11 protein-coding genes are annotated in these 14,556 nt (G+C 60.5%); 3 read left to right on the top strand and 8 right to left on the bottom strand.

Annotation, left to right across the window (positions count from 1 at the left end):
* Nucleotides 1-265 precede the first annotated feature (265 nt).
* Genes RY113_RS01770 through RY113_RS01760 form a run of 3 tightly spaced genes read left to right on the top strand, consistent with a single transcriptional unit; the run spans nt 266 to nt 3,119 of the window.
* Nucleotides 266-1,165: a glycosyltransferase gene (locus RY113_RS01770; protein WP_315913099.1), complete on the top strand. Its 900-nt coding sequence runs from the start codon at nt 266-268 to the stop codon at nt 1,163-1,165.
* Entirely contained in the window at nt 1,162-2,124 is a 963-nt protein-coding gene (locus RY113_RS01765; protein ID WP_110106629.1) for a glycosyltransferase, read from the top strand. Before RY113_RS01770 ends, RY113_RS01765 begins: the two co-directional genes overlap by 4 nt.
* A complete protein-coding gene (locus RY113_RS01760; RefSeq protein ID WP_315913098.1) occupies nt 2,121-3,119 on the top strand; it encodes an NAD-dependent epimerase/dehydratase family protein in 999 nt (332 codons plus the stop codon). Before RY113_RS01765 ends, RY113_RS01760 begins: the two co-directional genes overlap by 4 nt.
* Nucleotides 3,120-3,763: 644 nt before the next feature.
* Here the strand turns inward: RY113_RS01760 and RY113_RS01755 are convergent.
* The 8 genes from RY113_RS01755 to lysA all read right to left on the bottom strand — a co-directional run bounded on the left by RY113_RS01755 (nt 3,764) and on the right by lysA (nt 14,554).
* Nucleotides 3,764-4,621 (bottom strand): L-threonylcarbamoyladenylate synthase, encoded by an 858-nt coding sequence (locus RY113_RS01755; RefSeq protein WP_315913097.1) that lies wholly within the window; start codon nt 4,619-4,621, stop codon nt 3,764-3,766.
* Nucleotides 4,622-4,693: 72 nt separating this feature from the next.
* Nucleotides 4,694-5,563 carry a peptide chain release factor N(5)-glutamine methyltransferase gene (prmC, locus tag RY113_RS01750; protein WP_315913352.1) on the bottom strand — a complete coding sequence of 290 codons (870 nt, stop codon included), beginning with the start codon at nt 5,561-5,563 and terminating at the stop codon, nt 4,694-4,696.
* Nucleotides 5,564-5,711: 148 nt separating this feature from the next.
* Entirely contained in the window at nt 5,712-6,785 is a 1,074-nt protein-coding gene (gene prfA / locus RY113_RS01745) for a peptide chain release factor 1 (protein ID WP_110106624.1), read from the bottom strand.
* A gap of 175 nt (nt 6,786-6,960) precedes the next feature.
* A complete protein-coding gene (gene rho, locus RY113_RS01740; RefSeq protein ID WP_315913096.1) occupies nt 6,961-9,237 on the bottom strand; it encodes a transcription termination factor Rho in 2,277 nt (758 codons plus the stop codon).
* A 339-nt stretch (nt 9,238-9,576) separates the two neighbouring features.
* Nucleotides 9,577-10,560: a homoserine kinase gene (thrB, locus tag RY113_RS01735; protein ID WP_396334183.1), complete on the bottom strand. Its 984-nt coding sequence runs from the start codon at nt 10,558-10,560 to the stop codon at nt 9,577-9,579.
* 23 nt (nt 10,561-10,583) lie between these two features.
* Entirely contained in the window at nt 10,584-11,687 is a 1,104-nt protein-coding gene (gene thrC, locus RY113_RS01730; protein WP_110106621.1) for a threonine synthase, read from the bottom strand.
* Nucleotides 11,687-13,048, bottom strand: coding sequence for a homoserine dehydrogenase (locus tag RY113_RS01725; RefSeq protein WP_110106729.1), 1,362 nt, complete (start codon nt 13,046-13,048; stop codon nt 11,687-11,689). The genes thrC and RY113_RS01725 overlap by 1 nt, the downstream gene beginning before the upstream one ends.
* A 36-nt stretch (nt 13,049-13,084) precedes the next feature.
* Nucleotides 13,085-14,554: a diaminopimelate decarboxylase gene (gene lysA / locus RY113_RS01720; RefSeq protein WP_110106620.1), complete on the bottom strand. Its 1,470-nt coding sequence runs from the start codon at nt 14,552-14,554 to the stop codon at nt 13,085-13,087.
* Nucleotides 14,555-14,556: the final 2 nt, after the last annotated feature.

Below are 14,556 nucleotides of genomic sequence, written 5' to 3'. Positions count from 1 at the left end.
GGGGCTTTCGATCACTCTCGGGTGAAGTGCTCGCGAGTTTTCCGGGTGCCTGTGTACTGAAGGTATTCAACGTGATTCGTATTTCCGTATTCTGCCAAGGTTGCCGGCGGCGGCGCTGCTGTCCACGGCGCAACAAACTGCCGGATGGTGGCTGTACTAAAGTAAGAAGGTACACATGAATAGTAATCCCTTCCGATGATTACTCACTGTTTAGCCGTGCCGGATGCCGCGCAATGCCGCAGGCACCAGCCGAGAGGACTCCCCTTTGACAGATTCCGTAGCAGTCGCTGCCGTCACCTTTGACCGGCCCGAGGACGTGCGCACCCTGTTGGGGGCACTCGCCGTGCAAAGCCACACCCCGCATGCCATTGCCTTGGTTGATTCAGGCACGGCGGAGGTTCGCGACATTGCCGCCGAGGCCCCGGCCGAGGTCACATATGTGCGCTCCTTGGCCAACTTGGGTGGAGCCGGCGGCTTCTCACTGGCTATCTTGAATGCCATCGCCTCAGGGGCACAGTGGGTCTGGATCATGGACGACGACGCTCACCCGGAAGATCCCGAGTGCTTGGCCACACTGCTGGCCGCTGCCAAGGCCCGCGATCTGGAAGTGGTGGTGCCGCTGATTGTGGCCCCCGGTGAACCAACCAAGCTTTCCTTCCCGTTCCGCATTGACGGCCACCTCACCCACGAGCGTTCGGTGGTTGAGCCGCTGGGCTTCATTGAGGGCATTGGCCAGTTCTTCAACGGCGCGCTGATCCGTACGGATGTTTTCTTCAAGGTGGGCCTGCCCGATCTGCGCCTGTTCATCCGCGGAGACGAGATTGACTTCATGCTGCGCCTGCGCGCTGCCAAGATCAAGTTCGGCACCGTCACCACCGTGGCACTGACGCACCCGGCAGGGTGGGGCGAGGTTCAACTGGTGCTGGGCGACAGGTTGCATGTGCTTGTTCCGGAGTCCCCGTTCAAGCGTTTCTACTACTACCGCAACCGCGGTTTCCTCACACGCAAGCACCGCCGTGTGCGTTCCTTCGTGGCTGATGTGGTGGGTTATCCACTGTATTTCCTGAAGAAGGGTGATGTTAAGGGCTTAGCCAAATGGGCCAGCACCTATGGCGCTGGCCTGCGCGGGGCGAAGTTTGGCCCCATTGAGGACCAAAAGTTTTGAGCCTGTCCCGGCACGAGCAGTTCTTCCTGGTCATCACCACCTATAACCGCGCCGACTACCTTGGCGGGCTGTTGGACTCCGTGGCCGCACTGAATCCTGCCCCAGACGGTGTCATTGTGGTGGACAACGCCAGTACCGATACCACGGCCGCGGTTATTGAGACTGCCCGGGCGCAATTCCCTGTTCCGCTGATCCACCACCTGCTGGCTGAAAATTCCGGTGGGGCCGGCGGTTTCTCCGCCGGTGTGGAGCGGGCGTTGGCGCAAGGTGCCCAGTGGATCTGGTTAATGGACGACGACGTCACATGCGTTCCCGGGGCCATCGGCGCCTTTGCGCCGTGGATGGATAAATATGACGCCCTGGTGGGCCGGCGCTACGACGCCGCCGGCGAACCGTTTTACTGGCAGAACAACTTCAGCACCTTTTTGGGCTTCCCCCTTCCCGTGCGTGGCGACGTGTTTGCCACCTCAGATGAATTTGCCACGAATGTGGGCTGCTTTGAGGGCATGCTCTTGCACAAGGATGCAGTGGCGGCTGTGGGGCTGCCGGATCCGCGCTTCTTTCTGACTTGGGATGACACCACGTACGGTTGGCTCATTTCACTTGACCGCCCTGTTGTCTACGTCAATGAATTTGTCCTGCACAAGGCCCGCGCCCAACGGCAAATTGATTTGGGGATCCGGCACCTCAATGATTCCTCGGACTTGGGCCGGTTTTATGTCATGCGAAACCGTGGACTTCTGGGGCAGTATCTGCGCCTCCACGGCCGTTTCAATCCCGTGGGCTTTGCTCTTGGCACGGCGTTGACCGCAGCCAAGGAAGTAGTGCGCTTACTGGCAGTGGAGAAGTCGTTGCGTGGCAGCGGCCGGCTTGTTGCGGGCTGGCGGGAGTCACGGCAAATCCTGGCTGCCACGGATTTTAAGCCCATGCCCGCCCTAAAAAAGGTGACCATAAGATGAGTGCACCCTCGGATGGGCCACACAGGAAATTGCCCCGCTGGATAGTGCTGGGTGGCAGCGGCTTTGTGGGCAGCGCCATCGTGGCGGAACTGCTGCGCCGCGGGGAGCACGTCATGTCCATGGCAGCACCCCGGCTCAGCTCGGACGCATCAAATGCCGCCGCCCTCGTTGCCGAGGCGGCCCACTCCACCGCTGTCGATTCCCTCGCAGAGGCCTTCTCCGGAGCCGAATTTGTCATTAATGCTGCCGGCTTAGCCACACCCGGAGAGGGCGGCTCCCCCGCAATGATGGGTGCCAATGGCTTGCTACCCGCCGTCATTGCACTGGCAGCGAGGCAGGCCGGTGTCAGACGTTTTGTGCACCTGAGTAGCGCCTCCGTCCAGGGACACCGCCGCATGATTGATGAAAGTGGGCAGAGGGCGCCGTTTTCAGCCTATTCCCGCACCAAGGCGTTGGGTGAGGAAGTTCTGGAACTGCTCGCCACCGCTGAAGCTGGTTCAACAGGTGGCCTTGCTCCTGGCAACGTTGTGAGCATTCGGGCAACCTCCGTGCAGGGGACCAGCCGTCCAACTACCCGGTCCCTAGTCAAGGTGGCCTCCTCTGCCCTTGCCTCCGTTGTGGCGCCCGGGACCGCCCCCACCCCCGTGAGCTCCATCGACGCGTTGGCGTGGTTCGTGGTCCAGAGCGCGCTGTTTACTGGCCCTGTCCCACCACTGGTGTTGCAACCGTGGGAGGGGTTGAGCGTCAGCGAAGTACTGCGGGCTGCCGGCGGGCGGGCACCCGTGCGCCTGCCCCAGTGGTTCTGCCACGGCGTGCTGAGCACTGGCTACTTTATCTCACGCATGCTAGGCGAACGGCTCCACGGACCCATCCGTCGGGTGGAACTCATGTGGTTCGGTCAGGGCCAAGAGCCAGGCTGGGCGGAATCGGCGGGCCTGATCCCTACCCCGGCTATTGCCCACGTTCTGGAACAGGCACGCCTGAGCCTGCGCTGACAGATACGCGTGCTAGGGGCACTGCTGGGGGCACTGCTAGGGCCCGTGACCCTGGATTCGGCCACCTGGAAACCCACCCCAAGGCCTCGCATAACCCCGTCGAGAGTGGTGAATGCGTTAACAGAGAGCTTCATGGTGGGTTTCCTTTGACGTAAGGAATGAAGGACATACCTGGATATCTACTGACCCTTGTGCAACAGAATTTTGGTACGGTGCACAGTATTTTTATCCTCCGCCCCATTCATAGCCGGATACCTCGGCGTGAAATGCGGCGATCAAGGCTGCTAGTTGGTTGGGCTGGGTGAACATCCTTAGATGCCCACCGGCGGAATGAGCCACAAGCATCCCCATTGCGGGCAGCCGGTCTAGATGCAACAACGCCTTCCTCAGGCAGTGCCGCCCGGGTGGCATCTCAGATTCAGTCCGGAAGTCCTGCGCCAGATAAAAACAGCAGTGAAATTCTCATCATGATCGTCACTCGAGAGATAGCCACCCACACGCGCTTGTCCGTGTCTTCTAGGGTGATGATGTTCCCCAGAACAACGCACGTCTGTGGGCGAGCCGTTGACCGTGCTACCGCTAGGTTGGGTCACACCACGGTTCCCCACTTCCGCCGAGATTTCCGTGACTAATGCGCCCGGGCCCTAAACCTCTGAGGGACCGTCCTGCGCCGGTTTCACAGCGTCACGATCGCCGTCCGTGACCTCAGCTGCGGCATCCGCCTCTTCAGAAGTGTCCGTCTCATCAGAAGCATCCGCAGCGTCAGGAATCTGTGCAACCTCAGAGACTTCCGCAGCGTCGGGGCTACTCAGGTTAGAAGGCACCCACATTTCCGGTTCCACGTCTGCGCCCAAGGCGCTTGGAATCATTGTCTTGATCTCAGCCAACGAGATCGCGCCTTCACGCACCACACGCAAACGCAGCCCGGTGGCGTCAACAATCGTGGAGGGAATGGGCTCTGTACCTTCCAGCGGACGGAATCCGCTTTCCAAATACACTTCCACCGATTCCCCGAGCTGTGACCTGGCATCTGATCCGGTCTGCGCTGCGGGCTGCCCGGTCCTGTTGGCACTGGATACAGCAAGTGGTCCCGTGAGGGTAAGCAGGTCCAGGGCCAACTGATCATCTGGCACTCGCAGCGCAACGGTACCCTTGGTTTCGCCCAGATCCCACGTCAAGGTGGGCTGAGCATGGAAGATGATGGTCAGCGGGCCAGGCCAGTACTTTTCGGCCAATTTGCGGGCGTCGTCAGGGATGTCAACGGCCAGACCCTCCATGGTGCCGATGCGAGGGATGAGAACCGGCGGCGGCATGCTGCGGCCTCGACCCTTGGAAGCCAGCAGTGTGGCTACGGCTTGTGGAGAGAACGCGTCCGCGGCGATCCCATAGACAGTGTCTGTGGGCATGACGACAGTCTGCTTGGCCGCAATGGCCTTCTGCGCATGGGCCAGGCCCTCGGCGCGCTGCTCTTCATTGGTGCAGTTATAGGAAGTGGTACTCACAAGACCATTCTTTCATCACGGCGTCCACAGAGTGCAACGCGCCAGTTCAATCACCATGTTTACTTCCAATGCTCAGCGCCGGATGCCGCTGGTGGCCCTGTCCCTACCGGTCAGATCCATGTGCGTGCGCACGTCATCCCAGTGCCCACTGTCACTAAAGAGTTCTGCCATTTGGGCTGCCTGAACTTCGGCATGTTCCATGACAAAAAATCCACCCGGGTGTAACAACCGTGCGGCCGTGGCCTGCGCCGCGACGGGCATTTCCATACCGTCTTCTCCCCCGCCGTACAGTGCCATGTGGGGATCATGTAACCGTACTTCAAGGTCCCTCGGGATGGCTGCTGCAGGAATATATGGCGGATTGGAAACCACCACATCCACAGTTCCATTGAGCTCCGCAAAGGCATCGCGCATATCGCCGTGCAGCAAAGTGACACCTGTGCCGGTTAAGTTCTTGGCAGCCCAGTCAAAGGCATCGTCACTGAGCTCCACAGCGTATACGGAGCTGCCCGCCACTTCAGTGGCCATGGCTCCTGCTATTGCTCCGGATCCCGTACCAAGGTCCACGGCAATGAGCTTGGCCGCATCACCACGTTCCTGGCGCAGCTGAGTTAAAAAGTCAATCCCTAGCTGAACTACAGATTCAGTTTCCGGCCGAGGCACAAAAACTCCCTTGCCAACCGCCAATTCCAGGTGCCTAAAAAACGCCACTCCGGTGATGTGTTGCAACGGTTCCCGCGCTGCACGTCGAGCCACAAATTCCTCGTAGCCAACAGGTGACACAGCTGTACCAAAAAGCATGGCGCCGAGTTCACCGCGGCTCACGCCCAGCAAATGAGCGGCCAAAAGCTGCGCATCCACAGCCGGTGTGGGAACACCAGCAGCAGCCAACACGGCCGTTGCGTCCTTGACAGCGTCAGCCAGTAAGGTGGCGCTAGCCAACTCTTCGGCCGGCAAGTGGGTGGGCCCACGCTCGCCAGGTTCCGGGGAAATCGCCCCAGCGATTTCTTCGGCCGGCAAGTGGGTGGGCCCACGCTCGCCAGGTTCCGGGGAAATCGCGCCAGCGATTTCTTCGGCCGGCGAGTGGGGACTAGTCACCAATGGCGTCCAATCGTGCCTGCTCATCCATCTCGATGGCTGACTGCACAACCGGCTCCAAGTCACCGTTCATGACAGCGTCAAGGTTGTAGGCCTTGTAACCGGTACGGTGATCCGCGATCCGGTTTTCCGGGTAGTTGTAGGTACGGATACGCTCGGAACGGTCCATGGTGCGGATCTGTGACTTACGCACTGCGGAGTTTTCGGCGTCGATGATGGCCTGCTGGTGGGCCAAGATGCGGGCACGCAGCACGCGCATGCCTGCTTCACGGTTTTGCAGCTGTGACTTCTCATTCTGCATGGCTACCACAATGCCTGTGGGCAAGTGGGTGATGCGAACGGCGGAGTCAGTGGTGTTAACTGACTGGCCGCCAGGACCCGATGAACGGTAAACGTCGATCTTGAGGTCGTTCTGACTGATGTCTACTTCCTCAGGCTCGTCAACTTCGGGCAGCACCAAAACGCCGGCCGCAGAAGTGTGAATTCGTCCCTGAGATTCCGTAGCAGGCACACGCTGTACACGGTGCACGCCGCCTTCAAACTTCAGCCGGGCAAAAACACCCTCGGCGGGATCGTTGGAGCGTCCCTTAACAGCAATGGAAATATCCTTGTAGCCGCCCAAATCGGAGTGGGTGGCTGAGATGACCTCAGTCTTCCACCCACGGCTTTCCGCGTACCGGGTGTACATGCGTACCAAGTCAGCCGCGAACAAGGCAGCCTCGTCACCACCTTCGCCGGCCTTGACTTCAAGAATTACATCGCGGGCGTCATCGGGATCGCGCGGGATGAGCAGGCGGCGCAGCTTCTCCTGTGCCGCTGCCAAGGCCGCTTCAAGAACGGGGACCTCCGCGGCAAACTCAGCATCCTCGGAGGCCATTTCCTTGGCTGCTTCTAGATCATCGCCCAAAGTCTCCACCTGGTGGTAGCCCTCAACCACGTTGCTCAATTCGGCATAGCGGCGGCCCAGTTTACGTGCCAATCCCTGATCGGCGTGTACTTCAGGCTCGCTGAGGCGCATCTGCAGCTCGGCATGCTCATCAAGCAAACCGTGGATGGATTCAAACATTTAAAAAAACCTCTCTCGACGTTGGTCAAGTCTAATTACTCTTGTCAGAGCGAAACACGTTGGTTGTTTAACGCACGAAACCGCCGTCGTTGTGAAGGGGCCCCGGGTGCACGCTTCCGGGCGTCCGGGAAGTGTGCAGGGCCCCTTCACAATAGAGGCGGTTTAGTTAGCTTAGCTACTTGTCGTGTTCAGCCTTGGAGCCCAGTGTTGTCTTCTGGATCTGCATGAGGAACTCAACATTGGAGCCTGTCTCACGAATCTTGGAGGTCAGCAGTTCAAGGGACTGCTGCATTTCCAGACCGGAGAGCACGCGGCGCAGGCGCCACATGATCTTGACTTCCTCGGGGGACAACAGGTTTTCTTCGCGGCGGGTACCCGATGCGTTGACATCAACGGCCGGGAAAATGCGCTTGTCAGCCAGCTGGCGGGACAGGCGAAGTTCCATGTTGCCAGTGCCCTTGAACTCCTCGAAGATGACCTCGTCAGCCTTGGAACCGGTTTCCACCAGTGCCGTTGCCAGGATGGTCAGTGAGCCGCCGTTTTCAATGTTGCGGGCAGCTCCGAAGAAGCGCTTGGGCGGGTACAGGGCTGCGGAGTCCACACCACCGGAGAGAATACGTCCGGAGGAGGGTGCGGAGTTGTTGTAGGCACGGCCCAATCGGGTCATGGAGTCCAACAGGACAACTACGTCCATACCCATTTCCACAAGACGCTTGGCGCGTTCAATGGAAAGCTCTGCAACCTGTGTGTGGTCATCGGCGGGACGGTCAAAGGTTGAGGCAATGACCTCACCCTTGACGGTGCGCTGCATGTCGGTGACTTCTTCAGGACGCTCATCAACGAGAACCATCATGAGGTGAACCTCAGGGTTGTTAATGGTGATGGCGTTAGCAATGGCCTGCAGGATCAAGGTCTTGCCAGCCTTGGGCGGGGAAACAATCAAGCCACGCTGGCCCTTACCAATGGGGGCAACCAGGTCGATGACACGGGTGCCAATAACCTTGGGATCAGTTTCCAGACGCAAGCGCTCCGAGGGGTACAGCGGTACAAGCTTGGCGAACTCAACACGGTTCTTCAGATCATCCGGGTTCTTGCCATTCACACTGGTGACGCGCACCAAGGCGTTGAACTTCTGGCGGGCGCTCTGGGCATTGCTGCGGTCTTCGCCTTCGCGGGGTGCGCGGATGGCACCTACCACGGCGTCACCCTTGCGCAGGTTGTACTTCTTGACCTGCGACAAGGAGACGTAGACGTCATTGGAACCGGGCAAGTATCCGGAGGTGCGCACAAAGGCGTAGTTCTCCAAGATGTCCAAGATGCCAGCTACGGGCAGGAGAACATCGTCTTCTGTCAGTTCCGTGTCATCAAAGTCCGGACCCTGGGTGCGGCCACGGCGGCGTTCGTTACGGTCGCGGAAACGATCATTGCGATCGTTGCGATCATTGCGTCCGCTGCTGCTGTTGTTGCTGTTGCTGTTGCTGTTGCTGTTGCTGTTGCTGTTATTACTGTTGCTGCGGTCGCTGGACTCATTGGAGTTGCGCTCGCGGCGGTTGCGGCGGTTGCGGTTGTTCCGTGTTCCGTCTTCATCTTCAGGGGCATTGTTGGCACTGTTGCCGCGGTCATTGCTGGTCCGCTCGTTGCCACTGCGCTGGTTGCGCTGGTTGCTGTTGCGCTGGTTGCGACCATTGCGGTCGCCGTTCTCTGAGCTCTCGCCGCCAGCCGCGTCTGCCTCGGAGGCTTCCGGGGCTTCAACTGTTGCGTTCTCACTTGTAGCGGCGCCTTCAGTGCTGGCTTCATGCTGGCGGCCACCACCTTGTGCACGGCGGTTGCGGGTGCGGGATGAGCGGCGGTTATCACCTTCGGACTCCCCTGCGTCCGTGGCGGGCGCTTCCTGAGCAGTCTGTGTGGAGGATTCGGCAGCGGCGCTCTCCACTGTGACAACGCTGGAGGTGGTGCCCGTGTCAGTGGTGATGATGCCATCGCTGCTGGCAGCACGGCGGCTACGGCCACGGCCGCGGACCGGGCGCTCCGTTGCTTCGGTGCTGGTCTCGGTGGCGCCGTTGCTGGCAGCATTAGCGGCGGGTGCACTGGCTACGGAAGTCTCGCTTGCGCCGTCGGTGGCAGTTTTTGCGCCAGCACCGCGACGGGTGTTGGAACGTTGCGCGGCAGGCGCATTCTCGGTGGAGCCGTTCTCAGCGCCGGACTTGGCGGCGGTGCCAGCCTTGACAGTGGCAGGACGGTCGGCAACGGAGGAACCTCGCTGATGCGCTGAAATGGCTTCAACAAGATCGCCCTTGCGCATCCGGGAACCGCCTGTGATGCCCAGCTGTCCAGCCAGAACCTGCAGCTGGGCAAGCTTTAGACCGGCCAGGCCGGTGGACTTGGCAGGTGCTGCGGTGGTGTTTGATTCAGCGGCCTTGGGAGCGGCGGCTGAAGTTACAGTTTCGGTCACGAAGGATCCTTCCCCCTCGATGGCGGGCCCAATGATTGGGGCCGCGATGATTAGTGTCAGACTCCCCGCTGCTGCCGCACTGGCTTGCATTGGGAAATTTCTGAGGTTCCATTCCCGTGCCCGAAATACCGGATCTATCAGGGAATGGTGTAGTTCACTCTTTGAATCTTTTCTCAAATGGGAGCGATTCTTAGGATCAATCGGGCGGCTGCCATGGATTGTTCCAACGGGCACCGCTCAAGAACGTGCAGGCCGCAAGAGTGGCATCGCCAGCCAAACAAACATTGTTCAATTCCGCATCAGCTGGCTAACAGCCATTGCAGGGAAAGTGTTTGTGGGCTAAGGATGCACTTCCACTTTAGCACCTTCAAGGTCTACCTGTAGCCGCTCTACACGCCACGACACGCCGCCTTGGCTGGCATTTGATGCCACAGCACCAGCTTCGATGATGCTTTGCACTGCGGCGTGCGCCTGCTCGGAGCCGTTGGCCAGCACCATGACGGTGGGGCCGGCTCCGGAAATGAAAGCGGCGTAGCCTGCGGCCCGCAGACTGGCGACGAGCGCGGCACTAGCTGGCATGGCCTCCGCCCGGTAATCCTGGTGCAAATAATCACGGGTACCGGCCAGCAGCAATGAAGGCTCGGTGGTCAGCGCGTGCATAAGCAGCGCCGCCCGCCCGGAGTTCGCTGCAGCATCAGCGTGCGGGACGCTGGCAGGAAGCATTCCGCGAGCCCGTTCGGTTTTGAGCTCCACATCCGGGATGGCCACCACGGGAACCACCTCTTCCAACGGGGTGACCCTGGCGCTGAAGTATCCCTCACCGTCCTGCCATGAAAGCGCAACGGCACCGAAGATGGCCGGTGCTACGTTATCCGGGTGGCCTTCCAACTCTGAGGCGAGCTGGAGAACCCACGCCTTGTCCTGCTGATCTTCCGGGGCCACCAGCGCGTTGGCGGCCATGATGGCAGCCACAATTGCCGAAGCCGAGGAGCCCAGGCCACGGCCGTGCGGGAGCACGTTGTGTGCACTGACCCGAACTCCCACACGGCTGTATCCAAGGCGTGACCAGGCAATGTCAAGGGTCTTCACCACGAGGTGGCTCTCATCCCGAGGGAGAACTTGCTCCCCTTCCCCGCTGAGCTCAAATTCCAGTCCCGGAACATCAGTTGTGGTGATGTTCAAGGTGTCATAGAGCGAAACTGCCAAACCTAACGAATCAAAGCCGGGGCCGAGGTTGGCGCTGGTGCCTGGAACGCGGACCGTGGCGGTGGTTTTCGAAAGCGGAGTTTTCAAAAGCGGGTTTTTTGAAAGCGGGGGTGTCATGGTGGACCCTGTCATGATTGCGGCTAGTCCGTCAGTCCCAGTGCGCCGGCAACTGTTACAACGTCAAAGGGCACGGATTTGGGTGCGGCGGAACTGCCGTCAGCGTTCTTCAGGGCCCAGTCAGGATCCTTCAGGCCGTGGCCGGTAACGGTGATGACAAAGGTTTTACCGGTGGGTACATCCCCCGCCGCATGCTTCTTGATCAGACCAGCAACACCGGCTGCGGAGCCGGGCTCCACAAAGACGCCTTCCTTGGCGGAGAGCCAGCGGTGGGCGGCAAGGATCTCTTCATCTGTGACTGCTTCGATGACGCCACCGGATTCGTCACGGGCGGCAATTGCCATGTCCCAGGACGCCGGGTTGCCAATGCGGATGGCCGTGGCAATGGTGTCCGGCTCGGTGATGGGGTGGCCTGCCACAAACGGGGCTGCCCCGGCTGCCTGGAAGCCCCACATGATGGGGGTGTGCGTGGACACTGCCGGCAGGGTGCCATTTTCTGCTGACTCGTAGGGCGCGCAGTATTCCTTGTAGCCGCGCCAGTAAGCGCTGATGTTTCCTGCGTTGCCTACGGGCAGTACATGGTAATCCGGGGCGTCGCCCAAGGCGTCAACAACCTCGAAGGCACCAGTCTTCTGACCCTCAATACGGGCAGGGTTGACCGAGTTGACCAGGAACACCGGGTAGGAATCTGCAAGCTTGCGGGCTACGTCCAGGCAGTTGTCAAAGTTTCCGTCAACCTGCAAAATGGTGGCACCGTGGGCTACGGCCTGGCTGAGCTTGCCCATGGAGATCTTGCCTTCAGGCACTAGCACCGCACAAGTCAATCCGGCAGCCTTGGCATAGGCTGCAGCCGATGCCGAGGTGTTACCCGTGGAGGCGCAGACAACTGCCTTGGCTCCGGCTGCAACGGCAGCTGTCATGGCCATGGTCATACCGCGGTCCTTGAAGGAACCGGTAGGGTTCATGCCCTCCACCTTCAGGTACACATTGGAACCCGTCAAGGCTGAGAGGTGCTGCGCGTACACCAGGGGTGTGCCGCCTTCACCCAGGGTGATGATCTTAGTTTCTGCCGTTACCGGCAGGCGTTCTGCATATTCGCGGACTACTCCGCGCCACTGGTGAGCCATTAGACTCCCTCCACCCTCAAGACACTCGTAACTGAATTAATGATGTCAAGGCCATTGATGGCCTCAACAGTTGCCGCCAAGGCGGCTTCGCTGGCGCGGTGTGTGACAATGCGCAGCTCCGCCGAAGCGGCGCTGCCGTTCTCACTGGCGTCGCGCTCACGGTGCACCGTTTGGCGCATGGTCTCAATGGAGACCCCGTTCTCCGCAAACAAGGCAGAAATCTTTGATAGGACTCCGGGCTGATCCGCCGCGTCCATACCGATGTAGTACCGGGTTTTCACTGCATCTATGCCCAACACCGGCAGCACCTCAATGGTGGAGTCACTGCGTCCCGGTCCGCCCAATACTAGGCGCCGCGCTGCTGAGACAACATCACCCATGACAGCCGAGGCCGTGGGGGAACCGCCGGCACCACGGCCGTAGAACATCAGCTCTCCGGCGGATTCGGCCTCGACAAACACAGCGTTGTAGGCGCCGCGAACCGCACCCAGGGGGTGCTCACGCGGAATCAGGGTGGGGTGGACCCGCACGCTCACACCCGTAGTGAAGGTGCCGCCATCGTCATTATTTTGACCACCTGTAGGGACGGAAATTTTCTCGGCGATCGCCAGCAACTTGATGACATAGCCGGCTTCCTTGGCCGCGGCAATGTCCCCCGCGCTCACACCGGTGATGCCCTCGCAGTGCACATCCTCCAACGCGAAACGCGTATGGAAGGCGAGCGAGGCCAGGATGGCACCCTTGGCGGCGGCATCGTGACCTTCAACATCGGCAGTAGGGTCTGCTTCTGCGTAGCCCAGGCGGGTAGCCTCGGCCAAAGCGTCAGCAAATTCTGCGCCCGTGGAATCCATGGCATCGAGAATGAAGTTTGTGGTGCCATTGACAATGCCCATGACACGGGTGATCTTATCCCCTGCCAGCGAATCCGTGATGGGGCGCAGGATCGGGATAGCACCAGCCACGGCGGCCTCGTAGGAAAGCTGGACACCGGCGGCGTCGGCCTTCTCGTACAGGGTGGGTCCGTCAACGGCCAGCAGCGCCTTGTTGCCGGTGACCACGGTGGCGCCATGCTCGATTGCTTCGAGGATCAGCGTGCGCGCCGGCTCCAGCCCACCCATCAGCTCAATCACAATGTCCGCCTTGCGGATGAGCGCTGAGGCGTCCGTGGTGAACAGCTCACGGGGAATTTCAACCTCACGCGGAGCATCAACGTTCCGCACGGCAATGCCCACTAGCTCCAGCCGGGCCCCAGTGCGGGCGGCCAGTGCGGATGCATCCGTAAGCAGAATACGGGCAACCTGCGAGCCCACATTTCCGGCGCCAAGCAGCGCCACTTTCAAGGTTTTAGTGTTTGCAGACACGGAAGTGTCCACGGTGTTGCGCTCTGTCAAAGGTCTCTAGGCCCCTAAATCGCGTGCCAGCAAATCGTCTTCTGTTTCGCCGCGCACTATCAAGCGTGCGGCACCGTTCTTCACGGCCACCACGGGCGGTCTGGGCACGTAGTTGTAATTGCTGGCAAGTGCCCAGCAATACGCGCCCGTTCCGGGGACTGCAAGCAAATCCCCGGCCGCCACGTCATTGGGCAGATATACATCTCTAACAACAATGTCACCACTCTCGCAATGTTTGCCCACTACTCGGGACAATGCGGGAGCCTCGTGAGAGGAGCGGCTGGCCAGAACCGCCGAATAATCGGCCTCATACAGCACCGGCCGGGCGTTATCGCTCATGCCGCCATCCACCGACACATAACGGCGCGGGGCCGTCACATCTTCCCCGCCATCCACCTCAACCTGCACGGTTTTCAGCGTGCCGGTCTCGTAGAGGGTGAAGGTGGTGGAGCCAACGATTGCCCGTCCTGGCTCAATGGAAATCTTTGGCGCTGCCATCCCCAGTTCTGCGCAGGTACCCCGGACGACGGCGGCCATTGCCGCGGCGACCTCGGCAGCCGGGCGCGGGGTATCCACCGCGGTGTAGGCAATGCCGTAGCCGCCGCCCAGGTCCAGTTCGGGCAGTGTGATGGAGTACTTTTCCTGGATCTTATGGGTGAAGGCCAGTAACTTGCGGGCCGCAATTTCGAAGCCTTCAGCTTCAAAGATCTGCGAGCCGATATGGCCGTGGAAGCCTAGGAAGTTAATGCTCTCCGAGTCCACGGCAAGCTTTGCAGCTGACTCCGCGGCGCTGAGGACATGGCCGTTTGCGGAGACCCCGTCCACCGTGGAGACCATCGAGAGGCCGAACTTCTGGTCCTCGTGCGCCGTGGCGATGGATTCGTGGGTGTGTGCGTGGACGCCCGGGGTCAGGCGCAGCATGACGTTGGCCTTTTCTCCGCGGGCGGCGGCGATGTCCGCCACACGTGCCAGCTCATGCACACTGTCCACCACAATCCGTCCCAGCTTCATATCCAGGGCGCGGTTGATCTCTGCTGCGGACTTGTTGTTGCCGTGCAGCCCCAGCTTCTCCCCTGTCAGTCCGGCGCGCTGGGCCACAGCCAGTTCTCCACCGGAGCAGGTGTCAAGGCGTAGCCCTTCGGAGTCCACCCAGCGTGCTACTTCGGTGGAGAGGAAGGCCTTGCCGGCGTAGTAGACGTCAACGCCGCCGCAAATGTCCTTGAATGCTTCGTCGAAGGCATCCTTGAAGGTGCGGGCGCGGGCGCGAAAATCGTCCTCGCTCATGACAAAGAGCGGCGTGCCAAACTGTGCCTTCAGTTCGCTGACCGCAATGCCGCTAATGGTGACTTCGCCGCTTGGGCCGCGTTCGACGTCGTGCGCCCACATGGCAGGCACCATCTCATTGAGGTCCCCGGCGGCGGGCAGCCATTCGGGGGCCAGCTGCGCGCCGGCAATTTCTTGTGTTGTGTCAGTCATTA

It is taken from the genome of Arthrobacter sp. lap29 (genome assembly GCF_032458965.1).
Classification (GTDB): domain Bacteria; phylum Actinomycetota; class Actinomycetes; order Actinomycetales; family Micrococcaceae; genus Specibacter; species Specibacter psychrochitiniphilus.
The sequence above is the reverse complement of the archived record's forward strand: the minus strand, read 5'-3'. Positions and strand labels throughout refer to the sequence as shown.